22 protein-coding genes are annotated in these 26,022 nt (G+C 65.9%); 11 read left to right on the top strand and 11 right to left on the bottom strand.

From position 1 onward, the window contains the following. Positions 1-19: 19 nt before the first annotated feature. The 3 genes from mshA to ACX80H_RS09975 form a co-directional block, all read right to left on the bottom strand. On the bottom strand, positions 20-1,267 hold the full coding sequence (mshA, locus tag ACX80H_RS09965; RefSeq protein WP_459312987.1) for a D-inositol-3-phosphate glycosyltransferase: 1,248 nt from the start codon (positions 1,265-1,267) through the stop codon (positions 20-22). Between the two features lie 103 nt (positions 1,268-1,370). Continuing rightward, positions 1,371-2,021 carry a histidine phosphatase family protein gene (locus ACX80H_RS09970; RefSeq protein WP_459312989.1) on the bottom strand — a complete coding sequence of 217 codons (651 nt, stop codon included), beginning with the start codon at positions 2,019-2,021 and terminating at the stop codon, positions 1,371-1,373. Further along, complete coding sequence (locus tag ACX80H_RS09975; protein ID WP_459312991.1) at positions 2,018-3,460, bottom strand: CCA tRNA nucleotidyltransferase; 1,443 nt, start codon at positions 3,458-3,460, stop codon at positions 2,018-2,020. Before ACX80H_RS09975 ends, ACX80H_RS09970 begins: the two co-directional genes overlap by 4 nt. Before the next feature lie 182 nt (positions 3,461-3,642). On the opposite strand from ACX80H_RS09975, the gene ACX80H_RS09980 reads away from it, so the two are divergent. The 5 genes from ACX80H_RS09980 to trxA all read left to right on the top strand — a co-directional run bounded on the left by ACX80H_RS09980 (position 3,643) and on the right by trxA (position 9,274). Next, complete coding sequence (locus tag ACX80H_RS09980) at positions 3,643-4,122, top strand: NUDIX hydrolase (RefSeq protein WP_459312992.1); 480 nt, start codon at positions 3,643-3,645, stop codon at positions 4,120-4,122. A gap of 57 nt (positions 4,123-4,179) precedes the next feature. After that, positions 4,180-5,898, top strand: a complete 1,719-nt coding sequence (gene murJ / locus ACX80H_RS09985) for a murein biosynthesis integral membrane protein MurJ (protein WP_459312994.1) — start codon at positions 4,180-4,182, stop codon at positions 5,896-5,898. A gap of 74 nt (positions 5,899-5,972) precedes the next feature. Beyond that, positions 5,973-7,703, top strand: coding sequence for an ABC transporter substrate-binding protein (locus ACX80H_RS09990; RefSeq protein ID WP_459312995.1), 1,731 nt, complete (start codon positions 5,973-5,975; stop codon positions 7,701-7,703). A gap of 184 nt (positions 7,704-7,887) precedes the next feature. Further along, a complete protein-coding gene (gene trxB / locus ACX80H_RS09995; protein WP_459313402.1) occupies positions 7,888-8,922 on the top strand; it encodes a thioredoxin-disulfide reductase in 1,035 nt (344 codons plus the stop codon). A gap of 25 nt (positions 8,923-8,947) precedes the next feature. Continuing rightward, positions 8,948-9,274: a thioredoxin gene (gene trxA / locus ACX80H_RS10000; protein ID WP_301224501.1), complete on the top strand. Its 327-nt coding sequence runs from the start codon at positions 8,948-8,950 to the stop codon at positions 9,272-9,274. 2,081 nt (positions 9,275-11,355) lie between these two features. On the opposite strand, the gene ACX80H_RS10005 is transcribed toward trxA, so the two are convergent. From ACX80H_RS10005 to rpmH, 8 genes are all read right to left on the bottom strand, one after another. Then, positions 11,356-12,462: a ParB/RepB/Spo0J family partition protein gene (locus tag ACX80H_RS10005; RefSeq protein WP_459313403.1), complete on the bottom strand. Its 1,107-nt coding sequence runs from the start codon at positions 12,460-12,462 to the stop codon at positions 11,356-11,358. 520 nt (positions 12,463-12,982) lie between these two features. Next, on the bottom strand, positions 12,983-13,912 hold the full coding sequence (locus ACX80H_RS10010) for a ParA family protein (RefSeq protein ID WP_459312997.1): 930 nt from the start codon (positions 13,910-13,912) through the stop codon (positions 12,983-12,985). A 257-nt stretch (positions 13,913-14,169) separates the two neighbouring features. After that, positions 14,170-14,841: a 16S rRNA (guanine(527)-N(7))-methyltransferase RsmG gene (gene rsmG / locus ACX80H_RS10015; protein WP_459313404.1), complete on the bottom strand. Its 672-nt coding sequence runs from the start codon at positions 14,839-14,841 to the stop codon at positions 14,170-14,172. After that, positions 14,834-15,397, bottom strand: a complete 564-nt coding sequence (locus ACX80H_RS10020) for a Jag family protein (protein WP_459312999.1) — start codon at positions 15,395-15,397, stop codon at positions 14,834-14,836. Before ACX80H_RS10020 ends, rsmG begins: the two co-directional genes overlap by 8 nt. Then, positions 15,394-16,356, bottom strand: coding sequence for a membrane protein insertase YidC (gene yidC, locus ACX80H_RS10025; RefSeq protein WP_459313000.1), 963 nt, complete (start codon positions 16,354-16,356; stop codon positions 15,394-15,396). The genes ACX80H_RS10020 and yidC overlap by 4 nt, the downstream gene beginning before the upstream one ends. 14 nt (positions 16,357-16,370) lie before the next feature. Next, on the bottom strand, positions 16,371-16,721 hold the full coding sequence (gene yidD / locus ACX80H_RS10030; protein WP_459313001.1) for a membrane protein insertion efficiency factor YidD: 351 nt from the start codon (positions 16,719-16,721) through the stop codon (positions 16,371-16,373). Continuing rightward, positions 16,718-17,089 carry a ribonuclease P protein component gene (rnpA, locus tag ACX80H_RS10035; RefSeq protein ID WP_459313405.1) on the bottom strand — a complete coding sequence of 124 codons (372 nt, stop codon included), beginning with the start codon at positions 17,087-17,089 and terminating at the stop codon, positions 16,718-16,720. Before rnpA ends, yidD begins: the two co-directional genes overlap by 4 nt. 91 nt (positions 17,090-17,180) lie before the next feature. Next, positions 17,181-17,318 carry a 50S ribosomal protein L34 gene (gene rpmH, locus ACX80H_RS10040; RefSeq protein ID WP_022892375.1) on the bottom strand — a complete coding sequence of 46 codons (138 nt, stop codon included), beginning with the start codon at positions 17,316-17,318 and terminating at the stop codon, positions 17,181-17,183. A 461-nt stretch (positions 17,319-17,779) separates the two neighbouring features. Between rpmH and dnaA the strand changes: the two genes are divergently transcribed. The 6 genes from dnaA (at position 17,780) to gyrB (ending at position 25,961) form a co-directional block, all read left to right on the top strand. Then, complete coding sequence (gene dnaA, locus ACX80H_RS10045; RefSeq protein ID WP_459313002.1) at positions 17,780-19,192, top strand: chromosomal replication initiator protein DnaA; 1,413 nt, start codon at positions 17,780-17,782, stop codon at positions 19,190-19,192. Positions 19,193-19,664: 472 nt separating this feature from the next. After that, positions 19,665-20,789, top strand: coding sequence for a DNA polymerase III subunit beta (dnaN, locus tag ACX80H_RS10050; protein WP_459313003.1), 1,125 nt, complete (start codon positions 19,665-19,667; stop codon positions 20,787-20,789). A 66-nt stretch (positions 20,790-20,855) separates the two neighbouring features. After that, positions 20,856-21,746 carry a phosphogluconate dehydrogenase (NAD(+)-dependent, decarboxylating) gene (gnd, locus tag ACX80H_RS10055; protein ID WP_459313004.1) on the top strand — a complete coding sequence of 297 codons (891 nt, stop codon included), beginning with the start codon at positions 20,856-20,858 and terminating at the stop codon, positions 21,744-21,746. A 10-nt stretch (positions 21,747-21,756) separates the two neighbouring features. Further along, positions 21,757-23,040, top strand: a complete 1,284-nt coding sequence (gene recF / locus ACX80H_RS10060) for a DNA replication/repair protein RecF (RefSeq protein WP_459313007.1) — start codon at positions 21,757-21,759, stop codon at positions 23,038-23,040. After that, complete coding sequence (locus ACX80H_RS10065; protein WP_459313009.1) at positions 23,033-23,698, top strand: DciA family protein; 666 nt, start codon at positions 23,033-23,035, stop codon at positions 23,696-23,698. The genes recF and ACX80H_RS10065 overlap by 8 nt, the downstream gene beginning before the upstream one ends. Before the next feature lie 235 nt (positions 23,699-23,933). Further along, positions 23,934-25,961 (top strand): DNA topoisomerase (ATP-hydrolyzing) subunit B, encoded by a 2,028-nt coding sequence (gyrB, locus tag ACX80H_RS10070; protein WP_459313010.1) that lies wholly within the window; start codon positions 23,934-23,936, stop codon positions 25,959-25,961. Positions 25,962-26,022: the final 61 nt, after the last annotated feature.

The following is a 26,022-nucleotide window of genomic DNA, read 5'->3' on the forward strand; positions in this document are numbered from 1 at the left end:
GCGGCGCGCGCAGCCCGCTTCAGTGCGCCGTGGCTGCGGGAAAACGCTCGACGGCGGTGCGGTAGCTCTGCGCCGTCAGCAGCGCCGTGCGCTGCCAGCCGAATGCGAGCGCGTGGACGGCGGCCCCGCGGCCGAGTGTCTCCCGCAGCTGTGCGTCGTCGTACAGGCGCTCGAGGGCGTCAGCCCAGGCGGCACCGGTGTGCCCGTTCACCAGCATCCCGCTCCGCCCGTCGCTCACGGCCTGCGGGAGGCCGCCGACGTTGGCTGCGACGACCGGCGTCCCGCACGCCTGCGCCTCGAGTGCCACGAGCCCGAAGGACTCGCTGTAGGACGGCATGACCACGGCGTCTGCCGACCGGAACCACTGGGCGAGGTGTGCCGCCGTGACGGGTGGGTAGAGGCGGACCTCGTCCGTGAGGCCGAAGTGGTCGATGAGGGGCTGGAGTGCGAGCGCCTCCGAACCACTCCCTGAACCGAGGATGCTCACGGCGAGTGGGATGTCCGGGCGACGGCGGCGGAGTTCGGCGGCCGCCGCGACCAGTACCTGGGGTCCTTTCAGTTTCTGGATCCTGCCGGCGAACACCACGTGGAACTGGTCCGGGGAGAAGGCGAGGGCGGCACGGGCTGCACCGCGGTCGCCCGGGTGGAAGGTCAATAGGTCCACCCCGGGGGCCACCACGTCGACCCGGTCGCGGGATGCTCCGTACAGGGTGACGAGCTCGGCGGCCTCGGTGCGCGTGTTGGCGATGACACGGGCCGCACCGTCGACGATGTCCTGTTCGCCGGCGATCCGGTCGGCCGGTTCCGGCGCGGCGAGAGCCTTCATGCGCAGGTTCTTGACCTTGGCCATGGTGTGCATGGAGTGGACGAGGGGCAGGTTCATCTCCCTGCTGAGGGTCAGACCGACGATGCCGGAGACCCAGTAGTGGGAGTGCAGGACGTCGAAGTGGCCGTCCGCGAGCAGGTCCGCGACGTCGGTGATCGCATCGGCGAAGGTCCCGGCCAGCCCGGGGAGGGCTTCCTTCGGGAGGGGACGGGGCGGACCGGCGTCGAGATGATGCACCACGACGCCGTCACCGAGTACCTCCCGGGGAGGCCTGCCTTCGCCGGACTCCCGCGTGAAGATCTCGACCTCGATGCCGACGCCGGCCAGCTCGAGCGCGGTGCTCCGGACGTAGACGTTCATGCCGCCGGCGTCACCCCTCCCGGGCTGCTCGAGCGGGGAGGTGTGCAGGGACAGCATGGCTACACGCCCAACGGCGGACACACCAGCTCCCTTCCGACCGGTTCCAGGGAAGGGCCGGTCCAGCCCTTACGACCGTATAACGCCCTGTTCGCGTGCCTCATTCCGGCTGTGGCCCCCGGCCCGGCTAGAGGTTCCAGCGCACGAGGGCGGGTGTGCGCTTGTCCCAGCCGAGCGCGCAGACCGCGGCCGTGCCGAGGACGAAGTGCCGGCCCTCGATACCGCCGAACTGCAGCCATCGGGCGGCGACGATCCGCAGGAAATGGCCGTGTGCCACGAGCAGGGCGTTCTCGATGGGCCTGGCGTCCGGATCACGGTCGGCGGGGGTGCCGCAGCCTGCCTGCACGCGGGCGATGATGCGGTCCGCCCGCTCGGAGACCTGGTCCAGCGTCTCCCCGTTGGGGGCGCCGTCGTTCCAGATCAGGTACCCCGGGTTCTCCTTGCGGACCGTGGCACTGTTCAGGCCCTCGTTGTCGCCGTAGTCCCATTCATACGCGTGCGGTAATACTTCTGCGTCGGGAAATCCCGCCAGTTCGGCCGTGCGGACAGCCCGCTGCAGGGGTGACGTCATCACGAGGTCGAAGTCGATGCCCTCGAGGTGCTCGCGGGCGGCCTGCACCTGCTTCTCGCCGTGGGGCGTGAGCGGGAGGTCGGTCAGGCCCGTGTAGCGCCCGTCGCGGGACCATTCCGTCTCGCCGTGCCGCAGGAGCCACAACCTGGGCAGCGGCGTCCCGGCCGGGGTGAGGTCCGGTGCTGCTGCGCCTGTCATGGGCTTCATGGGTTCTCCTGCGATTCGGGCTGCTCGCTCCACCAGTGGCGGAGCTTGGTCTCGGCGTCGGCGGGCTCGTGCGGGCCGTGGTCCATCCGCTCCTCCAAAAGGAACCGGTAGGCGCGTCCTACCACGGGGCCGGGCCGGATGCCGAGGAGCGCCATGATCTGCTCCCCGTCGAGGTCGGGCCGGATGGACGCCAGCTCCTCCTGCTCGGCGAGCGCGGCGATTCTCTCCTCGAGGTCGTCGTAGGCGAAGGCGAGGCGCTCGGCCTTGCGCCGGTTCCGCGTGGTGACGTCGGAGCGGGTGAGGCGGTGCAGCCGCTCCAGCAGGGGCCCGGCGTCGTTCACGTACCGCCGCACCGCCGAGTCGCTCCAGCCCGCTTCGCCGTACCCGTAGAAACGCATGTGCAGTTCCACGAGCCGCGCGATGGACTTGATGGTGTCGTTGTCGAACCTCAGGGCCCGCAGCCTCCTGGTCACGAGCTTCGCGCCGACGGCGTCGTGGTGGCGGAAGCTCACCGCGCCTCCGGGTTCGAACTTCCGTGTCGCGGGTTTGCCGATGTCGTGCAGGAGCGCAGCGAACCGGAGGACGACGTCGGGCGCCGGCACGGGACCGTCATCGTCCGTCTCGAGGGCACAGGCCTGCCGCAGGACGGTCAGCGAGTGCTGGTAGACGTCCTTGTGCCGGTGGTGTTCGTCCGTCTCGAGGCGCAGCGCTGCGACCTCCGGCAGCACGTGGTCGGCGAGCCCGCTGTCCACCATCAGGTCGATACCGGCATCGGGCGCCGCACCCCGGATGAGTTTGGTCAGCTCGTCGCGGATGCGTTCGGCCGAGATGATCGAGATCCTCTCGGCCATGGACGCCATTGCCTCCGACACCTCGGGGGCGACGGTCACGCCCAGCTGGGACACGAAGCGCGCGGCGCGCATCATGCGCAGCGGGTCGTCGGAGAAGGACGACGACGGCGTGCCGGGCGTGCGCAGCAGGCCCGCATGCAGGTCCCGGACTCCGCCGAACGGATCGACGAGTTCGAGGGACGGCAGCCTCAGGGCCATCGCGTTGATGGTGAAGTCACGCCGCAGGAGGTCATCCTCGAGGCTCGTCCCGAAGGCGACCGTCGGATTCCTGGAGGCGGGGTCGTAGGCCTCGGCGCGGTACGTCGTGATCTCGATCTGGAAGCCGTCCTTGCGCAGCCCGATGGTGCCGAAAGCGCGCCCGATCTCCCAGTAGGCGTCCGCCCAGCGCTTGATCACGGCGAGCGTCTGGTCGGGGTCGGCACTCGTGGTGAAGTCCAGGTCCGGAGATACCCTGCCGAGGAACAGGTCACGCACCGGTCCGCCGACCAGGGAGAGCTCATGGCCCGCGGCATCGAAGAGTTCGCCGACCTCGAGGACCACGGGAGGGAGGGGTGCGGTAAGGGTCGAGGTGTCCAGCAGGTGCGCCATAGTCCCTTAAGGGTGCCAGATCCGCCCCCGTTTCCCACACCGGGCACCGGCCTGAACCGATGCTGTATGGGCGGGTGGGCGGCCGGTCGCGGCGTCATCGCCGCTCCTTAAAGATCGTTAGAGTGGTCTGCATGGACCGACCCGTTCCAAGTGCTCCGAAGCGCACCCCGTTGACAGTGTCAATGGGAACCACGGGTATGCCTGCCGTGCAGCACCAGCTGCCGACGGTGGAGGAGGTGTCCGCCGGCGGGATCGTCGTCGACACCACCAGGGAGACGCTCGACGTCGCCATCATCGCCCGGCTGAACCGCGGCGGCCGCCTCGAGTGGTGCCTGCCGAAGGGCCACCCGGAGGGCTCGGAGAACAGCGAGGAAGCCGCTGTCCGCGAGATCGCCGAGGAGACGGGGATCGAGGGCAGGATCGTCTCCGCCCTCGGGAGCATCGACTACTGGTTCACCGTCAGCGGCCACCGCGTGCACAAGACGGTCCACCACTTCCTGCTCATCGCCACGGGCGGGTACCTGACGATCGAGAACGATCCGGACCACGAGGCCGTCGACGTCGCCTGGGTGCCGCTGCAGGAGCTGGGCCGGCGCCTGTCTTTCCCCAATGAACGCCGCATCGCGGACCTCGCGCGTGAGGTCCTCCCGGAGCACCTCTGACGTCGCCGCACCTCGTGCACCGCATGCTGCTGACGTCCCATGGGACGATGGAGAGCGATGTCTGAAACGAACACAACCTCCGTCCCCCAGCAGGGCGGGTCCGCCCGCGACCCTTCGGCCCCACGAAGCGGCTCCACCGCCCGCTCGAGCGCGATCATGGCTGCAGGAACCCTGGTCTCGCGGATCCTCGGCCTGGTCCGCGTGGCGCTGCTCGCCACCGCGATCGGGGCGACGGGGCAGGTCTCGGATCTCTTCACCTCCGCGAACAACCTGCCTAACTTCCTCTACCTCATGCTCGCGGGCGGCGTCTTCAACGCCGTCCTGGTGCCGCAGATCATCCGCGCCAGCAGGCAGCCCGACCGGGGAGCTGACTACGTCAGCCGGTTGCTCACCCTGGCTGCCGCTGGCCTGCTCGTGCTGACGGTGCTCGTCACGCTCGCAGCGCCTGTCATCGTCGGCCTGACGACGAGTGTCACGGGCGCGAGCCTCGCCCTCACCACGGCCTTCGCGTACTGGTGCCTGCCGCAGATCTTCTTCTACGGCATGTACGCCGTGACCGGCCAGATCCTGAACGCCAACGGCTCCTTCGGTCCGTACATGTGGGCGCCGGTCGTCAACAACGTCGTGTCCATCGCCTTCCTCACGACCTTCATCGTGCTCATGGGGAGTGAGCAGGCAGAACGGCACAGCCCCGAGACGTGGACGTCGGGGCAGACGATGCTGCTGGCCGGCGGGACCACCCTGGGCATCGTCATCCAGGCCCTCGTGCTGTTCCTCCCCCTCAAGCGCCTTCAGCTCGGACTGCGGCCCAAGTTCGGTGTGCGCGGAACAGGACTGGGACGTACGGGCAAGCTCGCGTCCGTCACCATCGTCACGATGCTCATCGGCAACGGCCTGTACCTCCTGAACCAGCGCGTCGCGACCATCGCCTCGGAAGCCCGCCCCCGGCTCCTCGCGCAGGATCCGCCCGTGCAGATCGCGGGCCTGACGAACCTGGAGTTCGGCGCGATGGTGTACCAGTTGCCGCACTCGGTCATCGCGCTGTCCCTGGCGACGGTCATGTTCAACCAGTTGTCCTCCGCGCATGCGGACAACAACCTCGCTGCGGTCCGGGCGACCCTCTCCCAGGGCCTGCGGATCATCGGTGTCGCAACCGTCTTCGGCGCCGCCGCCCTGCTCACGTTCGCCGGCCCGTTGGGCATGCTGTTCAGTGAATCCGCGGAGAGCGCCGCGATCAACGGCGTCATCATCGCGATCCTCGCCGTCGGAGCACCCTTCCTCAGCGCGAGCTTCTTCCTGAACCGCGTCTTCTACGCGAGCGAGGACGTTCGCTCACCCCTGCGGATCCAGTTGATCCTGTCCGTCGTCGGCGTGGTGCTCGCACTCACCGCCGGAATGTTCGAACCGCGGCTCATCGTGCCGATGCTGGCCGTCTCGTACTCGCTCGGCAACGTGATCGCCGTCGTGGTCAGCCACATCGTCCTGACCCGCAAGATCGGTCCGTACGGTGCAGGGCACGTCTTCGACGTCCACGTACGGCTCACCATCGCCGGCATCGTCGCAGCGATCGCCGGAACGGCACTGTGCTGGGCGTTCGGCGGTTACGACGCCGACGGCTTCCTGTGGCAGTCCAAGCTCGACGCCGTCCTCGTGCTCGCGATCGGTGGAATCACCATGTCCGCCGTGTACCTGGGCATGCTGAAACTGCTCAAAATCACCGAACTCGACGAGTTCCTGAAGCCGCTGCTCGCGAGATTCCGACGGAGCGGCGCCTGACCTGCCAGCCGGGTTATGGGCTGACCGACCGGTAGCATGGATAGAAATCAGCCAGGGTTCGCCGGGAGGAACACGTGCCAGAAGCAGTAGACGTCGGTTCAGTGCTGGGCGGCCGCTACAAAGTGACCGCCTACGTACTGGCATCTGCTGAGAAGGACCTCGTGCTCGACGGCGTCGACCAGGTGCTCAACCGGCCGGTCAGCATCCTGGTCGCATCGGCCGGCAATGCCTCCCAGGTCGCCGCGAGCGCACGCGACCTCGCGACGGGTGACAGGACCGGGAACATCCAGGTCCTCGATCTCGGCATCAGCGAATCCGATACCTACCTCGTGACCAACCGCGCCGCGGCCGCCGACATGCTCGACCTGATCGTGCAGCAGGATGCTCCGGCACCCGAGGCTCCGTACATCGAGCCTTTCTTCACCGATACCCTCGGTTCCGAGATCTTCGGCGGGCCGCGCTCGACGGAACCGGAGACCTACGACGACCAGTACGAGGAGTACGAGGAGTACGACGACGGACGGCAGCATCGGGCATCCCGCTTCGCCGGACTGGCGCGACGATTCGGGCGGCGGCGCTCCGGGGACGACCAGTGGGACGACACGTCGGATGTTCCTGACGACACAGCGGATGTTCCTCCGGCCGCTGCCGAGCCGGCCCCCGTACGCCAGCACTCCCACCTCGTTCCGCCGCCTCCCAGCCAGCGCCCCTCGGGTGCTTCGGCTGCATCGCTCGAAGGGTCGCCTGACGAGTCGAATGACGAGTCGAATGACGAGTCGTATGCCCAGCCGCGTGACGAGTCCCGCGACCCGCGGCGCGACGAGGCGCATGCCCAGCCCCGTGACGAGTCCCGCGACCCGCGGCGCGACGAGGTGCATGTCCAGTCGCGTGACGACTCCCGTGACCAGCCACGTGACGAGTCGCGCGAGCACGACGGTGCCCAGGGAGGACCGGCGGCCGCAACAGGGGCCGTCCTGGTCGGAGCAGCAGGTGCCGGAGCGGCGGCTGCCTCCGCGGCAGCGTCCCCTCACCCCGAACGGGCGGCATCGCGTTTCCCGGTGTCCGACTACGGCGACGACGATTCCGACGCGGTCGACGGCCCTGACGGCTACGAGCAGGACGACGACAGCAGGGGCCGCAAGTTCACCCGCATCCTCGTCGGCGCGGTTCTCTCCGTCGTGCTGGTGGTCGCCGTCGTTCTCGCGGCCACACAGCTCGGTTCCCTCTTCGGCGGAACCCCTGTAGCCGACCGCGACACCCAGCAGGCCACCGGTGACCCCGCGGCAGAGAACGCAACCACGGCACCGACGACAGCAGCAGCCGAGCCGACAGCCGAGGCCGTAGCCCCTGTGATCACTGGAATCACGCGTGTGGTCCCGGACAACCAGGCGCTCGATGCAGCGAATGACGTGAACCTGCCCCTGATCATCGACGGGAACACGGCGTCGTTCTGGGGCAACCAGGTCTATGCCAGTGACACCTTCGGTGGTCTTGCCACGAGCCTCGCCCTCGTCGTCGAGCTCGAACAGGAATCGACCATCTCGGAGGTCTCGATCGCCCAGCTCAATGGCGCCGGCGGCAGTTTCTCGGTGCTCGTCAATGACGAGCCGACGGTGGAGGGCGCGGAGCAGATCGCGCAGGGGGGATTCACGGCCCCCACGATGACCCTTCCGATCCCGGATGGCGCCGACGGCCCGCGCACGGCGCGTTACGTCATCGTCGACTTCACGCAGCTCCCCAGGCTCTCGAACATCGAGGCACAGTACCCGTTCGGTCTTCGCATCGCGGAGATCAGCGTCACCTAGCCGCGGAGCACCAGCTCAGCGGCGGCCAGGGCCACGGAGGCGGGGCGCGGCCTTGCAGGGACGGAATAACTCCACGTGCGGTTCCGTTGTGGAAGTGTCCGCGGATAAGCCCGACTCGGCCGTATCAGCGTATGAGAAGACAGAAAGGTCTTTCGAGAACGTGACAACCCAAACCGATGTCCAACTGGACACCCCCACCGCAGATACCTCCGGCAGCGAGCCGAAGATCCACGACGTGATCATCGTCGGATCAGGACCCTCCGGCTACACGGCCGCGGTCTACACCGCACGGGCGAACCTCAAACCCGTGATGATTGCGAGCTCGGTGAAGGCCGGCGGTGAGCTGATGAACACCACTGACGTCGAGAACTTCCCCGGATTCCCGGAGGGCGTCATGGGCCCCGACCTCATGGAGCAGTTCGAGAAGCAGGCACGGCGCTTCGGTACCGAGATCCTCTTCGAGGATGTCGTGTCCGCCGAGCTGTCCGGCGAGATCAAGAAGCTCACCATCGCGACGGGTGAGGAATTCCTCGCCCGCGCCGTCATCATCTCGACAGGATCCGAATATCGGGAGATCGGGCTCGAGGACGAGAAGCGGCTCTCAGGCCACGGTGTCAGCTGGTGTGCAACCTGTGACGGTTTCTTCTTCCGGAACCAGGACATCGCAGTCGTCGGTGGCGGGGACTCGGCAATGGAGGAAGCCCTCTTCCTCACCAAGTTCGCCCGATCCGTCACTGTCATCCACCGTCGGGATACCCTGCGCGCTTCCAAGATCATGCAGGACCGTGCTTTCGCTCACGAGAAGATCCGCTTCCTCTGGAACTCGGAAGTGGTCGGCATCCACGGCACCGACAAGGTGACCGGGGTGAAGCTCGCGAGCACCGTCGACGGCAGCACGAGCGATCTCGACGTCACCGGCATCTTCGTCGCCATCGGTAATGATCCTCGCGTCGATCTGGTCAAGGACCAGCTCGAGCTCACCAGCGAGGGAACCATCGCGGTCCTGGGTCGAACGTCCAAGACCTCACTCCCCGGCGTCTTCGCTGCCGGCGATGTCATCGACCCCACCTACCGACAGGCGATCACCGCTTCGGGTAGCGGCTGCGTCGCGGCGCTGGACGTCGAGCACTACCTTGCCGACACCGTCAGCGCCTCCCAGACTGCGGCCCGCGTTCCTACGCCTCCGGCCGAGGCTGTTTCCGAGACCGCGTCCCTCTGATTCACCAACCACAAGGAGTACTGCAATGAGCAACGCAAAGGATGTGACGGACGCGTCGTTCGACGCCGACGTCCTGAAGGCCAGCAAGCCTGTCATCGTCGATTTCTGGGCTGAGTGGTGTGGTCCCTGCCGCATGCTGTCGCCGATCCTGGACGACATCGCGGCCGAGCACGCCGAGAAGGTCGATGTCGTCAAGGTGAACGTCGATGACAACCCCGCTATCGCAGCCAAGTACGGCATCACGTCGATTCCCGCGGTGTATGTCTTCCAGGGCGGAGAAGTAGCAGCAACCTCCATCGGTGCCAAGCCGAAGCAAGTACTCGAGCAGGAGTTTGCCGCCTTCATCAACTGATCCAAGTTTGATCAGAAGGACCCGACGGATTCCGTCGGGTCCTTCTGCGTTGGTGCTTCGCTCAGCCTCACACAAAGCAGCGCACCCTACGAAGCAGCGCGCCATGGAAAGTAGCGCCGCACCTGAGAAGCAGCATGCGCCCGGGTCCCGCCTGCAGGTCGACTTGTCACGGTTTCACGTGAAACGGCGTCCGCCCTGACGGCGCAGGGGGCGACCACGCGCCACAACGCTCCGGTCCGGGCATCGAACTGACCGCTCCCAGCGCCACCGTCAACTGAACTGCGTTGTCGCACCAGCAGGAGTGGGTCGTCGCACCAGCAGGAGCCCGAAACCGCTACGCGCCGCTCGGCGGACGCTCCTCCGATCCCACGCACGACCTGCTACTGAGAGATCAGGACGACGAACATGCCCGCCAAGGACGTCGAAGGGTTGTAGCTGCGCCCCGACACCGCCACTCCGCCGGGCCCAGCCAGGACCCGTCGGGACAACTTGGAACACCCGGGACGACGGGCATGCGACCGGACATCGGACGGGGAGAGCGGCAGACATGAACCTACTCCGGCCCGGCCTTCACAAGTGCGCGCCAGGAGCGACCGTGTTTCACGTGAAACCTCATCTAGTGCGCCAAGTCTCTTTCCGGGCATTCACTGGCCCCGTCCAGCCCGTATGCGGCGGGGAAGCGCACCGATGACCGAAGCTGTGCCGAACTGCACAACACCAGGAACTGCCCCACAGCGGGCAGTCGCCTTTCGGGGCGTGCTGCGTTCAGATCGGCTTTCAGACGCTGCTCCTGCCCGGAGAGTTCGGACTCCATCCCTTCGTCCGCCCGTATTACGCTAGCCGTCGTCGTGGCTGGTGCGCCGCCGAGCGCAAGCGCGTCCGCGCCCCGAAGGACCTCCGCACCGATGCCAGCTCCAATCTCGCAGGAACGCAGAGTGGACGGACGCGCGAGGAGATAGCGGGTAGCCGACGGGGGCGCGGGCCCATAGTTCTCGGCGTCGACATCAGGGACCCTGAACCAGCCACGATAGGAGTGCCACGACACCGTCGTTTCACGTGGAACCGCGACATGGGAGTGGGAAATTGGGGTCCACGGCACCAATGAACAGGACCGGTCCAAGGTGTTGCACCACGCGGGTCCACTCTGCAGAGCCCACGCCGCGTGCTCTCTGCCGCAACTTCGGTCCCTGGTGGTGTTTCACGTGGAACCGCAAAGCGGTGCACCGCTCCGCAGGCGAACGCGTCTGAGGTCCTCCCTTCCGCAAAAGGGGCCGACTACTTCGTTCTTCGCAGGAGGAGGAGGTGCAGATAGGAAAGGATGCGAGGACTACACCTGAGAGCTCGTGTTCCGCGGCTGTGGTCCGCACCCGCCGAGATGTCCATAGCGGTCCTCCGAGCGCCACTGCGGCTCTGCCACGCCTACTTAGCGTGCCCCTCGGCGGTGCCGGGCGTACACCGATCCGGCAGGCTGACACCGCCCTCGTTCCTCTCCTACAGCCCATCGAGACTCAGAAGAGGAACAGATTCGGGCGATGTAGCGCGGGAGCGGGGCCGCGGAGGGAGCAATAGTCGTCAGAACTGCGGGCCGGCACCGTCGGAGACCGGAGAAGTTCACTTGCTGCGTCCTCTAAAGGTCACCGGTCGGTCATAGGACATCCCAGTGACGCAGGTACCTCGGCCAGCAGCCCGAGCAACTGGAGGCCGAAGCCGCACGGCCGATCTAGCCTCAAGGCACCGACCGGCACCTCATACCTCCAGCAGCTCCGATAAGGCGATCCGCCCAAGGAATGGTTCCGTCCCCGGCGGAGACGTACATTCGCCGGACATTTACCGAATCGCAGCGACACGTAGGCGGTGTTTCACGTGAAACGCTGCGCTCAACACCCACATGAGCGGTCCTGAGGGAGATGCCTACCTACCGACGACGTCCACAACCAGTCTCCCGAAGCGCGCCCGAAAGTAGCCGAACTGGTGGTCTCCCTCATTCCAACCGGGGCCCGGGGCGCGCGAGAAGTGGAGTTAAGAGGATCGGGCCTGGTTTCATGTGAAACCAGGCCCGAGAGGAGCAACGCGGTCGTTGGCTACTCAGCCTTGGGTGACAGGACGCCGATGATCCGGTTCAGGTCGTCCACGCTGGCGAATTCGATGCTGACGCGGCCCTTCTTGGCACCAAGGGTGATTTTCACGTTGGTGTCGAGACGGTCGGAGAGTGACGTTGCGAGGTAATCGAGCCGTTCGTGTCGCGCGCCGTCGCGGGGCGTGGCCGACTTCGTCGCTCTCCTAAGGCCACCGCTCAGGGCGACGATCTCCTCCGTCGAACGCACGGACAAACCCTCCGCAACGATCCGCTGTGCGAGCTTCTCCATATCGGCAGCGTCACCCAGACCCAGAAGTGCGCGCGCGTGCCCTGCGGAGATCACGCCGGCCGCTACGCGGCGCTGGACCAGCGGCGGGAGCTTCATCAATCGTAGAGTGTTGGAGATCTGCGGGCGTGATCGGCCGAGACGCCCGGCCAGCTCGTCATGCGAGCACCCGAAGTCGTCCAGAAGTTGCTGGTATGCGGCCGCTTCCTCGAGGGGATTGAGGGCACTCCTGTGAAGGTTCTCGAGGAGAGCGTCCCGCAGCAGGTCGTCGTCCAGCGTCGAACGGATGATTGCAGGGATCGTGTCCATCCCCGCTTCGCGGGACGCCCGCCACCTTCGCTCACCCATAACGAGTTCGTAGGGAGCACCCCCGTCCTCCTGGGAGGGCCGGACGACCACGGGCTGCAGCACGCCGATCTCGCGAATCGAGTGGACCAGCTCAGCCAGCTCATCTTCGTTGAACTCGACGCGGGGCTGCTTGCGATTCGGGTGGATGCTCTCGAGGGTCAGTTCGGCGAATGTCGCACCCGGTACCTCGACGAGCCCATCTGCAGAGCCCGCAGCCGCTGCCTTGCTGACCGGCAACGGGGAGATGGGCGTCGTTTCACGTGAAACGCCTGCGCGCCCACTTTCTACAGGAGCTTCCAGCGGTCCGCGCACGGCGTCGGCCGTGCCGGCCGACTCGACCCTGGCATCGGTATCGGCATCGGCATCGGCAATACTGTCGGCAGGCGGGCTGTCGACATCCGCCGTGACTGCCACAGCCGGCTGCTCGCTACCCGCATCACCGTCGGTGGAAGCGCCGACCGCAGAGCGGCCGGACACGCGAGCACTGTTCTTCTCGGGACTGATCGATCCGTCCTCCGCCTCCCCGCCGGGGGCGACCGCCGGGTCCTCCACCGGGAGCGCCGAAGCCTCCGATTTCGGCCTGCCGCCCTTCGGTCCGTCACCCACCGAGCCCTTGCGGGCGGCTGCAGTCTTAGCAACGCGTTTGGTTTGGGCTTCGAGGACGTTCTTGTTGATACCGCTCCTCAGGGCCGAGGAGTAGGAACGAGGCTGCTCAGCCACGTCCTCTTCGGTCACCCGCTCGAAGAAGAGATCGACGGGCCTGCCACCTGTCTTCCGCGACACCTCGGAAGCGCTACCTCCCCGCCGGTCCGGCTTGGCCACCTCCGGCTCGGGTCGCGTCTGCTCGGGGACGTCCTCGGCGGGAGCACTGGGGATGAGCGCCCCCAGCCCTCGGCCGAGACCGCGCCGCTTTTCCGCCATGTTCTTCCTTCCACAGTGTGGAGCGCCGCTCCACCGCTACATCTTGCAGGTCCGCCAGGACCGATACGCCCGACCGCTACGGACGGGAAGCTATTTCAGCTGCCGCTTCCTGGTAGGAGAGGGCGCCGCTCGAGGAGGGATCGTACGTCATGACCGTCTGCTGGTAGCTGGGAGCTTCCGAGATCCGGACGGAGCGCGGAACGACCGCCTTCAGCACCTGCTGGGGGAAGTGCTCGCGCACCTCGGCGGCGACCTGTGCCGCCAGGTTGGTCCTGCCGTCGTACATCGTCAGCAGAATGGTGGAAACCGTCAGGTCCGAATTCAGGTGCTTCTGGATCATCTCGATGTTCTTCAGCAGCTGGCTCAAGCCCTCGAGCGCGTAGTACTCGCACTGGATCGGGATGAGTACCTCCTTCGCAGCGACGAAGGCGTTGACCGTCAGGAGACCGAGGCTGGGAGGGCAGTCGATGAACACGAAGTCCAGGCGTGGCTCTCCCTTCTCTTCGCGCTGCTTCGCATACACATCGATGGCCCGGCGGAGCCTTTGCTCGCGAGCGACCAGTGACACCAGTTCGATCTCGGCACCCGCCAGGTGGATCGTCGCAGGCGCACAGATCAGGTTCGGGACATCCGGACATGGTGCCACTACGTCGCCGAGGGGAACATCATCGATGAGTACGTCGTAGATCGAATCGACGTCGGCGTGATGGTCGATGTTGAGCGCCGTCGAGGCATTGCCCTGCGGGTCGATGTCGATGACGAGTACCTGCAGCCCAGCAGTGGCGAGGGCAGCGGCGATGTTGACCGTCGTCGTCGTCTTCCCCACGCCACCCTTCTGGTTGCTGATGGTCATGATCCGGGTGTTCTTCGGCTTCGGGAGCTCCTTACCCGACAACTTCTCCCGGCGTCTGGCTTCCCTCGCGAGCTCACGGCCAAGCGGTGACGAGTCGTCCATCGTATCGATGACACTCCGGCCCTTGCTCGTCTTCTCCGCCGGCGCTTCCACCCCGTTTGATGCAGGTACCGGCGTTTCACGTGAAACAACTCCGGCAGTCGGATCAGCAACCTCGAGAGGTTGTCTTGCGCTCGGGCCGTCTGCGATAGGCTGTCGGGGCACCAGAAGGGACTCGGACTTCTTCGCGGGGGCGTCCTTGATGGTCACTCAGTAACTCACTCTCACATGCCAGACGTCGTTATCTACAAGGGTAGCCGGAAGTAGCGGGAGGATTGGGACGACGGCCCTGCGCCCGTTGGCCTGACGGCTCAGGCGACGCCGACCGGAATACGGACCACCGTGGTCGGTTCTTCGAGGACGCCGGCACCGGCGGTGAGGATCTCCGCCGTTCCGCCGCCGAGCTTCCGAATGAGCTTGCGCGCCTTCTCGATCTCCTCGGCAGCGCTGCGCCCCTTGATGGCCAGCACTTCCCCTCCCGGCTTCGCCAGGGGAATTGTCCAGCCAGCGAGGGTGGCGAGAGCCGAGACAGCGCGGGCCGTCACGTAATCTCCTCGGACCGCTCCCACCACCTGCTCCGCGCGAGCCCGATGCACGGACACGTTCGGCAGTGAGAGGTCCTCGACCACTTCGTTCAACCAGATGACCCTGCGTTCCAGGGGCTCTACAAGATGCAGGTGGAGGTCGGGCCTCGCGATCGCGATCGCCAGGCCCGGAAGCCCGGCGCCGCTGCCGACGTCGACAACGGTCGCATCCTGCTTCATCAGTTCGGAGACAACGGCGCAGTTCAGAACATGCCGGCCCCACAGTCGGGGGACCTCCCGGGGTCCGAGCAGACCCCGTTCGATGCCGCTGGTCGCCAGGTGCCCGACGAACCCGCGGGCGACGTCGAGCCGGTCACCGAACACGGTGGTCGCGGCAACCAGTTCCTCCGCCGTCGGCTCCGGAGGAGCACTGGCAGTCGAGGACGGAACCTCAGTCATCACTGGGGGAAACAACGATGTGCCGCGACGGACCCTCGCCCTCGGACTCGCTCACGAAGCCCAGATCCGCGACCACGTCGTGGACGATCTTCCGCTCGTAGGCGGACATCGGAGGCAACGCCACGTCCTCGCCCGATTCCTTGACGCTGTCGACGGCGTCCTGGGCGATCTTCGCCAGCTCACGCCCGCGACGATCGCGATAGCCGTCGACGTCCAGCACCAGCCGCGAACGCGTGTCCGTCGCGGTCAGCACGCTCAGGCGAGTGAGCTCCTGCAGTGCCTCGAGGACCTCCCCGTCACGCCCGACGAGCGAGCTGAGCCCGGAGTCGGACGCGTCCTCCGAGACGATCGAGATGTACGTCCGCCCGCTGCGGACCTCGATGTCGATGTCTCCATCGATATCCGCGATGTCGAGGAGTTCCTCGAGGTAGTCGGCGGCGACGTCGCCCTCTTCATCCAGCCTCGCCGCCTTGCTGCTTCCTGTAACCGTCTCAACATCGTCGTTGGACTCGGGGGTGCTGAGCTCGGGCGTCTGCTCTTCGTTGTCTACCGTCATCGCTTCTTCCTCTTCTTGCGCTGGGGCTGGACACGCTGGCCCCGTGGCTCTGAAACCGCTTCGATCACGGGCTCGGGCTTCCGCTCACCGAGGAGCGGAACCATGGGCAGGCCCTTCTTCGCTCGCCTCTCGGCGAGGGCCTTGGCTGCCGGCGATCCAGGTGTGGGCATGCGGCGGATGACGTAGAACTGCTGCACCATGGTCCACACGTTGGTGGTGGTCCAGTACACCAGGACACCGATCGGGAAGTTGATGCCGCCGACGCCGAACACCAGGGGAAGGATGTACAGCATGATCTTCTGCTGACGCATGAACGGGCTCTGCATGGCCTCTTCGGACATGTTCTTCGCCATGATCTGCTTCTGCGTGATGAACTGCGACGCCGTCATGGCGATAATCATGATCACCGACAGGATGATGACACTGAGGTTCCCACCCGCTCCGAAACTGCCCAGGAAGGTCGACGAGAGGGGAGCGCCGAGGATCGTCGCGTTGTCGAACTGGCGCACCGACTCCGGAGACAGGGCGCCGATCGTCGCACCCTCCGCGCTGGCCCGCGAGATGCCGTTGAGCACCGTGAACAGCGCGAAGAAGAAGGGCATCTGGATGAGGATCGGGAGGCAGGCCGCGAAGGGGTTGGTCCCGTGCTTCTTGTACAGGGCCATCTGTTCCTGCGTCATGGCCTGACGTGAGAGCTGGTCGGTCTTTCCCTTGTACTTCTGCTGTAGCTTCCGCAGATCCGGCTGCAGGGCCTGCATGCCGCGCTGCGCCTTGATCTGCTTGACGAAGACGGGGATCAGGGCGGCACGGATGACGACGACGAGGCCGACGATCGACAGGACCCAGGTCCAGCCGGAAGCAGGGTCCATTCCGAGGAACGTGAAGCCCTCGTGGAACATGAACATGATCCACGACACGAGCCACCTGAACGGCGCCAGGATCGTCTCAAAAAAACCCATAATCAGTTAGCTCCTCAAGCCGCGGAGCGGCTTTCGTCATCGCCCGGGATCACCGGATGGTTCAACACAACAATCGAGGGGACTCTCCCTGCGGGGAAGGTCTTGGAACCGGGAGGCACGTGGTCCACGCCACCGTCGTTCCAGGGATGGCACCGGGCCAGCCGTCCGGCCGCGAGCCACGAACCGCGAAGGACCCCATGGACCGTCACCGCCTCGAGCGCGTAGGCCGAGCAGCTCGGGTAGAACCGGCACACCTGCCCGTACAGCGGAGAGATGACCTTGCGGTACGCGATCAGGAACCCGATCACGGCCCGGCGAGGCAATCCGATGAGGAAGGCCGGCACACGGACAGCGACGCTGCTCACGATACTCTGCCTTCCCTTTCCGGTGCGTCGGAGCGCTCCAACCTGCGGGCAACCGCAGCCAGGCAACTCGTGAAGTCCTTCTGCAGGGCCGGCCAGTCGCTGTCCGCGGCCGGTGGGAGCGCGCGGACGACGACGTCGTACCCGTAGGGGTGCGCAGCGACCCACTCCGCCGAAGCATGGCGGAGCCTTCGTTTAACGAGGTTGCGGGTGACAGCGTTCCCTACGTTCTTGCCGACGATGAAGCCGACCCGGGAGGGCGCGGAGTCCGGCGTCCTGGACCCGTATAGCACGACGTTCCGGCGCCCTGACCGGGCACCGGAACGTACGGTACGTGCAAAATCCGCTGCCGTTCGCACCCTGTGGATCATCGGAAGCACTGCGGGTTCCTGTTCATTGCTGAGGGAAGGAACCCCGTGCCGGCGCGATCACCCGAAGGACGCATGGCGTGGGAGGAACCGCTTATGCCGAGAGTTCGGTACGGCCCTTGCCGCGGCGCGCCGACAGGATGGCACGACCAGCGCGGGTGCGCATGCGAAGACGGAAGCCGTGCTTCTTGGCACGACGGCGGTTATTCGGCTGAAAAGTCCGCTTGCTCACTGTAGTTACTCCAGAACGATCTTGAGATGCGTCCGGCCCATTGCAACAAGGGGGAAGAACAGACTGACGCGATGAAGGTGTACATCCGACATTCGCGTTGGAGCTGTCACATCCCGAGGCCTCTTAGTACCCGGAAACATCTGTGATGGCATGCGAAATGCAGACATGTTGGACTACATAACGTTAGGGGACGCGGCGGAGGGGCGTCAAACTCGCTGTCGCCAGCCTGTGGGCTACTTTTCCACGGGCCTGTGGACAACCGGCACTCGAATCACAGTACACGCATCGCCGGAGGGACCGGGTGGGACCCTTTCCAGCCCCCGTCCTGCCGCGCCAGCCCGCTATCTTCTGTAGTTCCCATCCTCTACTCTTGGCTCTGGTCCGTTTATCCACGGCTTGTGTACAACTCTGTGGAGAACGGACCTTTTCGAGCGTGGGCAGCACAGCTAAGAGGGGTTCTTGTGGGAACAGATGAGGTAAACGACGTCGGGAGTTCCTGGCGTAAAGTCATCCGAACCCTCGAGCAGGACGATCGCGTCACTCCGCGCCAGCGTGGATTCATGGTGCTGGCACAGGCCCAGGGCCTCATCGGAACGACCATGCTCATCGCTGTTCCGAACGAACTGACGCGCGAAGTCCTGCAGACCCAGCTCAAGTCCGCCCTGGACGAGGCCCTGCGCGACGTGTTCCGTGAGGACATCCAGTGCGCCTTCGTGATCGACCCCGAGCTGACCCCTGTGGCGGAGGAGGTTCCCGAGCAGGAACCCGAGCAGGTCTCGCCGGAACCCAAGGGCGAGGCCAAGCCTTCCCCTACCCCGCCCAGCAACTCCCACGAGTTCGGCCGGCTCAACCCCAAGTACATCTTCGACACCTTCGTCATCGGGTCCTCGAACCGCTTCGCCCATGCGGCTGCGGTCGCGGTGGCCGAAGCGCCGGCAAAGGCCTACAACCCCCTCTTCATCTACGGTGACTCCGGTCTCGGCAAGACCCACCTGCTGCACGCCATCGGTCACTACGCCCGGCACCTCTACACGGGAATCCGTGTCCGGTACGTGAACTCCGAGGAGTTCACCAACGACTTCATCAACTCGATCCGCGACGACGAGGGCTCGAGCTTCAAGCAGACCTACCGCAACGTGGACATCCTGCTGATCGATGACATCCAGTTCCTCTCCGGCAAGGACCGGACCATGGAGGAGTTCTTCCACACCTTCAATGCGCTGCACAACCACAACAAGCAGGTGGTCATCACCTCCGACATGCCGCCCAAGCAGCTGATCGGGTTCGAGGAGCGCATGCGGTCCCGGTTCGAGTGGGGTCTCCTGACGGACATCCAGCCGCCCGAACTGGAGACCCGCATCGCGATCCTCCGCAAGAAGGCGATCAGCGACAGCCTGAGCGCGCCGGACGACGTCCTCGAGTACATCGCCTCGAAAATCGCGACCAACATCCGGGAACTGGAGGGCGCCCTGATCAGGGTCACGGCCTTCGCCAGCCTCAATCGCCAGACGGTGGACGTGAACCTGGCGGAGATCGTGCTGAAGGACTTGATCTCCGACGACGGGGCGCAGGAGATCACCTCCACCGTGATCATGGCGCAGACCGCGGACTACTTCCAGATCAGCATGGAAGAGCTGTGCAGCAAGTCGCGCACGAGGACGCTCGTCACCGCCCGGCAGATCGCCATGTACCTGTGCCGGGAGCTCACCGACATGTCCCTCCCGAAGATCGGGCAGGAACTCGGCGGCCGTGACCACACCACCGTCATCCACGCGGACCGGAAGATCCGCGAGCTCATGGCCGAGCGGCGCGCGATCTTCAACCAGGTCACCGAGCTGACCAACCGCATCAAGCACAAGCAGCGCGAAGCCTGACAGCGACCGGAACCCTGTATTTCACCCGTGTAATTAACAGGTGTGGACACAGCTGTGGATAACTAGGGGAACATCGTCGCTCAACCTGAGGAAAAACCCCCTGCAGCCTGTGGATCCGCGGAATGACAAGGTTTTTCCCCACAACCGCCTGCAGCGGGCCGTCGTCCGAACGCACACCTTGTCCACAGGGCAAATCCGCGGAAACGCGCCGACCAGCGGACTTATCCACAGAATCCACAGCAGTTATTAACACTACGAACCTTAAACTTCAAAAGTTCGTCAAATAACATTCCACGTTCCGTCCGCCCCGTTCCCCCGCCTCCCCGGACCTGCTTCGCAGCTCCGCTATCCGGCTAAGCTGTTCCCCAGTAGGGTTGTAGTTCCCCGTGCCCGGGCATCTCCGTGCACGACATGCAACCCACCACCCGCCGGCTTCGCCGGTGGCTGTTTTTTTGGAAGGCGGCACTGCTCCGTGAAATTCAGAGTCGAGCGGGATGTACTTGCGGAGGCTGTGTCCTGGACCGCCCGTTCCCTGTCACCCCGTCCGCCCGTACCGGTCCTGGCCGGACTGCTGATCCGGGCCGAGGGCGGTTCACTGAGCCTCGCAAGCTTCGACTACGAGATCTCCGCACGCCTCGAGATCGCGGCGGACGTCCTGGAGGAAGGGACGATCCTCGTGTCGGGCCGCCTGCTCGCCGACATCTGCCGCAGTCTTCCCTCCGCTCCGGTCGAGGTCGCCACCGACGGATCGAAAGTGACGCTGACGTGCCGCAACAGCCGCTTCAACCTCGCGACCATGCCCGAGGGCGAGTACCCGGAGCTGCCCAAACTCCCCGCCGTCAGTGGCGTCGTCGACGGTGATGCCTTCTCCCAGGCCGTCTCGCAGGTCATCATCGCTGCGAGCCGTGACGACACCCTGCCGATCCTGACCGGTGTCCGTATGGAGATCGAGGATGACCTGATCACCCTGCTCGCCACCGACCGGTACCGGCTCGCCCTGCGCGAGGTCTCCTGGAAACCGTCGACGCCAGGAATCTCGACCAGCGCACTGGTCAAGGCGAAGACGCTCAACGAGGTCGCGAAGACGCTCGGTGGCGCAGGAGATCTGAACATCGCGTTCTCGGACGACTCCGAGCTGATCGGCTTCGAATCGGGTGGGCGCCGTACGACGTCCCTGCTCGTGGACGGCGACTACCCCAAGATCCGGTCGCTCTTCCCGGAGAACACCCCGATCCATGCCACGGTCCAGACCAGCACGCTCGTCGAGGCCGTTCGTCGTGTGTCGCTCGTCGCCGAACGCAACACCCCGGTGCGTCTCGCCTTCACCGAGGGACAGGTGACCCTCGACGCCGGCACGGGCGAGGACGCGCAGGCATCCGAAGCCATCGAGGCCACACTGGACGGCGACGACATCACGGTCGCCTTCAACCCGCACTACCTGAGCGAGGGGCTCGGAGCCTTCAGCAGCCCGTACGTCCGGTTCTCCTTTACCTCACCCCCCAAGCCCGCGGTGATGTCGGCGCAGGATGACGCGTCGGGCGAGGACAGGGAAGACTATAAGTACCTGCTGATGCCCGTGCGGCTTCCCAACCAGTAGCCCCCGCGGCAGGTACACCCGGCTGGCCGGATCGCCGGCCGGACCCATCGTCAGAAAGAGAAGCTCATGCATATCGGCCTCATTGGACTCGGAAAAATGGGATTCAACATGAGGGAGCGACTCCGCCAGAACGGCATCGAGGTCACCGGTTTCGACCGCAACCCCGAGCGCACCGATGTGTCGAACCTCGATGAACTGGTCGCCGCGCTTCCGGCTCCGCGCATCGTCTGGGTGATGGTGCCCGCAGGCCAGGTCACCGACGCCGTCGTGAAGGACCTCTCCGAAGTCCTCGCCGAAGGCGACCTGGTGATCGACGGAGGCAACTCCAAGTTCACCGACGACCAGATCCACGCCACCCTGCTGGCGCAGAAGGGCATCCGATTCCTCGACTGCGGCGTCTCCGGCGGGGTCTGGGGACTCGAGAACGGTTACGGCCTAATGGCCGGCGGCCGGTCCGAGGACGTCGACCTCGCGATGCCGGTCTTCGACGCACTGCGCCCGGAGGGCGAGCGCTCCGAGAGCTTCGTGCACGTGGGTGACGTGGGAGCGGGCCACTACGCCAAGATGGTGCACAACGGCATCGAGTACGGACTGATGCAGTCCTATGCGGAGGGCTACGAACTCCTCGAGGCCAAGGACATCGTCAAGGACGTCCACGGGACCTTCGCCGCCTGGCAGAAGGGAACCGTCGTGCGTTCCTGGCTGCTGGACCTCGTCGTGAAGGCGCTGCAGGAGGACCCCGGACTGTCGAAGATCGCGGGCTACGTCGAGGATTCCGGCGAGGGCCGGTGGACCGTCGAGGAAGCGATCGCCAATTCCGTGCCGGCTCCGGCGATCACGGCGGCCCTGTTCGCCCGTTTCACCTCGCGCCAGGACGATTCTCCGTCGATGAAGATGGTGGCGGCACTTCGCAACCAGTTCGGCGGCCATGCAGTGAAACCGGCCCAGGAGAAGTAAGTGGTGACCGGTGTACGTTGAGCACCTCTCGCTCACCGGGTTCCGGAGCTACGGGCAACTCGATACCGCGATAGAGCCCGGTATCACGGTCTTCGTCGGGCCGAACGGGGTAGGGAAGACGAATATCGTCGAGGCCATCGGGTACCTCGCGACCCTGTCGTCGCACCGCGTCAGCACCGACAAGCCCCTCATCGCGTTCGGCGAGGAGCGAGCAATCATCCGGGGCAGGTTCGTCCGGGGGACGCAGCGCACGAGCGTCGAGGTCGAGATCAATGCCGATGCAGCGAACCGTGCCCGGATCAACAGGTCGAATCCCGTACGGGCGAGGGATGCCGCCGGCATCCTGAAGACCGTCCTCTTCGCACCCGAGGACCTTGCCCTGGTCAAGGGCGACCCCTCGGGACGACGTCGGTACCTCGACGACGTGATGGTGTCGCTCCTGCCGCACCAGTCGGCGCTGCGCGCCGACTACGAGCGTGTCCTCAAGCAACGGAACGCACTGCTCAAGTCCGCGCGGGCTGCCGGCCGGTTCTCGACGGCGCATGATTCGACCCTCGATGTGTGGGACCAGCACCTGGCCCAGGCCGGCGCACGGCTGCTCTCGGCCCGCCTCATCCTCACCGACCAGCTGCGTCCCCACGTGCAGCGTGCATACAAGGAACTGACGGACGGCTCGAAGGCGGCGGACATCGCCTACGTCTCCAGCGTCTCGTCGTCGCCGGACCTTCGAACCGACGACGACGACCACGGGGCCACGCCCCGTGTTTCCGGGGAGGGTCTGCAGGATCTCGCCCTTCCGGAGCTGACGGAGCTGTTCGTCGCGAGCCTCCTGCGCCACCGGAAGAAGGAACTCGAGCGCGGCATCTCCCTCGTGGGGCCGCACCGCGACGAGCTCGCCCTCCTGCTCGGTTCCGCCCCGGTGAAGGGGTATGCCTCCCATGGGGAGACCTGGTCGATGGCCCTGGCCCTCCGGCTCGCTTCCTACTATCTGTTGCTCGAGGAGGACTCCACCCCCGGCGGGAATCCCGTGCTGATCCTCGACGACGTCTTCGCCGAACTCGACGTCCAGCGGCGTACGCGCCTCGCCGCGATCGTCGCCCCCGCGGAGCAGGTGCTGGTCACTGCCGCTGTCGGGGACGACATTCCCGAAACCCTCCTCGGCCGACAGATCCGCGTCGTCCCGGGCGCACTGGAAGGTGCCGGAGGAGTTGATGCCCACCCGGCCGATGTCCCGGGTGCGGCCGAAGGACGCCCGGATGCCGGAGAGGTCGATGCCGGAGGAGCCGATGTCTGAGGAGTCGATGTCGAAAGAGCACGGGCAGGACGGCGGCTCCCCCGGGGAAGCGACTGCCGGTGCGGCGCGTCCCGGGGCGGACGGGCCGGATGACGGACGGAACCGCGACGGAAGGAACCGCGGCGGAGAGGCCGGGACGGACCGTCCCGGCGCGGAGGACTTTCCCGAGCAGGACGCTCCGCAGGCCCTCCTCAACAGATTGCGCAGCGCATCCCAGGCGAGGGGTACCCCCCGGGAGACGGCCTCGAAGCGGACGGCGAAGGCCCCTCGCCGCCGGTACTCTCCCGAACCCACCTACGGCGGCCGCGATCCGGAAGGTGTCGGCAACGTCTTCTCGAGGATGCTCGCGGAACGCGGCTGGAAGTCGCCGGTGGCGATCGGATCGGTGCTGTCCCGCTGGGACGAGATCGTCGGGGCGGACATCGCGGCGCACTGCGTGCCGGAGAGTTTCGACGCCGATACGGTCCTGGTGAGGTGCGACTCGACTGCCTGGGCCACCCAGCTCCGCCTCATCACTCCGCAGGTGCTGCAGCGGTTCGAGGCCGAGCTGGGGGCGGGCGTCGTGACCCGGCTCTCCGTCGTCGGGCCTGCCGCGCCGAGCTGGCGCAAGGGTGGACGCTCCGTCAAGGGACGCGGTCCCCGCGACACGTACGGATGAGCCGGAGGGCGGGGCCGCTGGACGGCCTGTAGGCCAATCGGGGGTCCGCCCGGCGTATCCGTCCTCATGGAAGGACCCGCTATCGGCTCTGACGCCGCTTTATTGGCCGGTGAGAGGGTGTTCGTGCGGGATTGTAGCCCTCCACAGGGTAGAATAGGACGAGATTGTTTTGATCCATCCAGCTGAGGAGCCGTCTACGCCTGTGGCACACGAGAACGAGTTGAATGCAAGTGATGTGTTGATCGGCGAAGGCGAATCCCCGATCCTGGAGGCGGCTACCGAACAGGCATACGGTGCCAACGAGATCACGGTCCTGGAGGGCCTGGAAGCGGTCCGCAAACGTCCCGGCATGTACATCGGGTCGACCGGACCTCGGGGTCTTCACCACCTTGTGTACGAAGTTGTGGACAACTCGGTCGATGAAGCGATGGCGGGGTACTGCGACCACATCGAGATCACGCTCCAGGCCGACGGCGGTGTCAAGGTCGTCGACAACGGCCGCGGGATCCCCGTGGACATGCACCCCACGGAGGGCCGGCCGACCGTCGAGGTCGTCATGACCATCCTCCACGCCGGCGGCAAGTTCGGCGGCGGCGGGTACGCGGTGTCGGGTGGCCTGCACGGTGTCGGTATCTCGGTCGTCAATGCGCTCTCCAAGCGGGTTGAGACGGAAGTGCGACGCCAGGGCCACGTGTGGCGCCAGTCCTTCGCCGACGGTGGCAAGCCGGTCGGCGAGCTGAGGAAGGGCGGGGAGACCTCCGAGACCGGCACCACCCAGACGTTCTATCCCGACGACTCAATCTTTGAGAGCACGCAGTTCGACTTCGAGACCCTCCGCGCACGCTTCCAGCAGACCGCGTTCCTCAACAAGGGACTGCGCATCACCTTCACCGACGAACACGTCGACGAGATCGAGGACGAGGTCACCGTCGAGACCGGCGAGGATTCCACGCCCCGGCACCGCGAGGTCGAGTACCTCTACGAGAACGGCCTCGTGGACTACGTCCACCACCTCAACTCGTCCAAGCGCGTCGACGTGGTGCACCCCGACGTCATCGTCTTCGAGACCGAGACCCCGGACCGCACCATGTCCGTCGAGATCGCGCTGCAGTGGACCTCGGCCTACTCCGAGAGCGTGCACACGTACGCCAACATGATCAACACGCACGAGGGTGGAACGCACGAAGAGGGTTTCCGGGCGGCCATGACCACCCTGATCAACAAGTACGCGCGTGAGAAGAACATCATCAAGGAGAAGGACGACAACCTCACGGGTGACGACATCCGCGAAGGCCTGACCGCCGTCATCTCCGTGAAGCTCTCCGAGCCGCAGTTCGAGGGCCAGACGAAGACGAAGCTCGGCAACTCGGAGGTCAAGGGTTTCGTGCAGCGCGTCGTCACCGACCAGCTGGGTGACTGGCTCGAGCGCAACCCGGGCCCTGCCCGCGACGTCATCCGCAAGTCGATCCAGGCATCGCAGGCGCGCCTCGCGGCCCGTAAGGCGCGTGAGTCCACGCGCCGCAAGGGCCTGCTGGAGTCCGGCGGCATGCCGGGCAAGCTCAAGGACTGCCAGTCCAAGGACCCGGCGCGCTCGGAGATCTACATCGTGGAGGGTGACTCGGCCGGTGGTTCGGCTGTCCGGGGGCGCAACCCCGAGACGCAGGCCATCCTGCCCCTGCGCGGCAAGATCCTGAACGTCGAGCGCGCCCGCCTTGACCGGGCCCTCGGCAACAGCGAGGTCCAGGCCATGATCACCGCGTTCGGCGCGGGGATCGGCGAGGACTTCAACGTCGAGAAGGCCCGGTACCACAAGATCGTGCTCATGGCCGATGCGGACGTGGACGGCCAGCACATCACGACCCTGCTGCTCACGCTGCTGTTCCGCTACATGCGGCCGCTGATCGAGAACGGCTTCGTCTACCTGGCGCAGCCGCCGCTGTACCGGATCAAGTGGTCCAACGCGAAGCACGACTACGTGTTCAGCGACCGCGAGCGTGACGAGGTCATCCGGATCGGCCTCGCCAACAACCAGCGGCTGCCCAAGGACAACGGCATCCAGCGCTACAAGGGCCTGGGTGAGATGGACTACACGGAACTGTGGGAGACCACCATGGATCCGGACCACCGCACCCTGCTCCAGGTCACCATGGACGACGCGGCCGCCGCCGACCAGGTGTTCTCGGTGCTCATGGGCGAGGACGTCGAGTCCCGCCGCAACTTCATCCAGCAGAACGCCAAGGATGTGCGTTTCCTCGACATTTGAGTGCTGATACCGGCATCGTGCCGGCGCAACGGAACAAGAGCGGACCGAGGGTCCCTCCCCG

It is taken from the genome of Arthrobacter pasteuri, assembly GCF_054510955.1.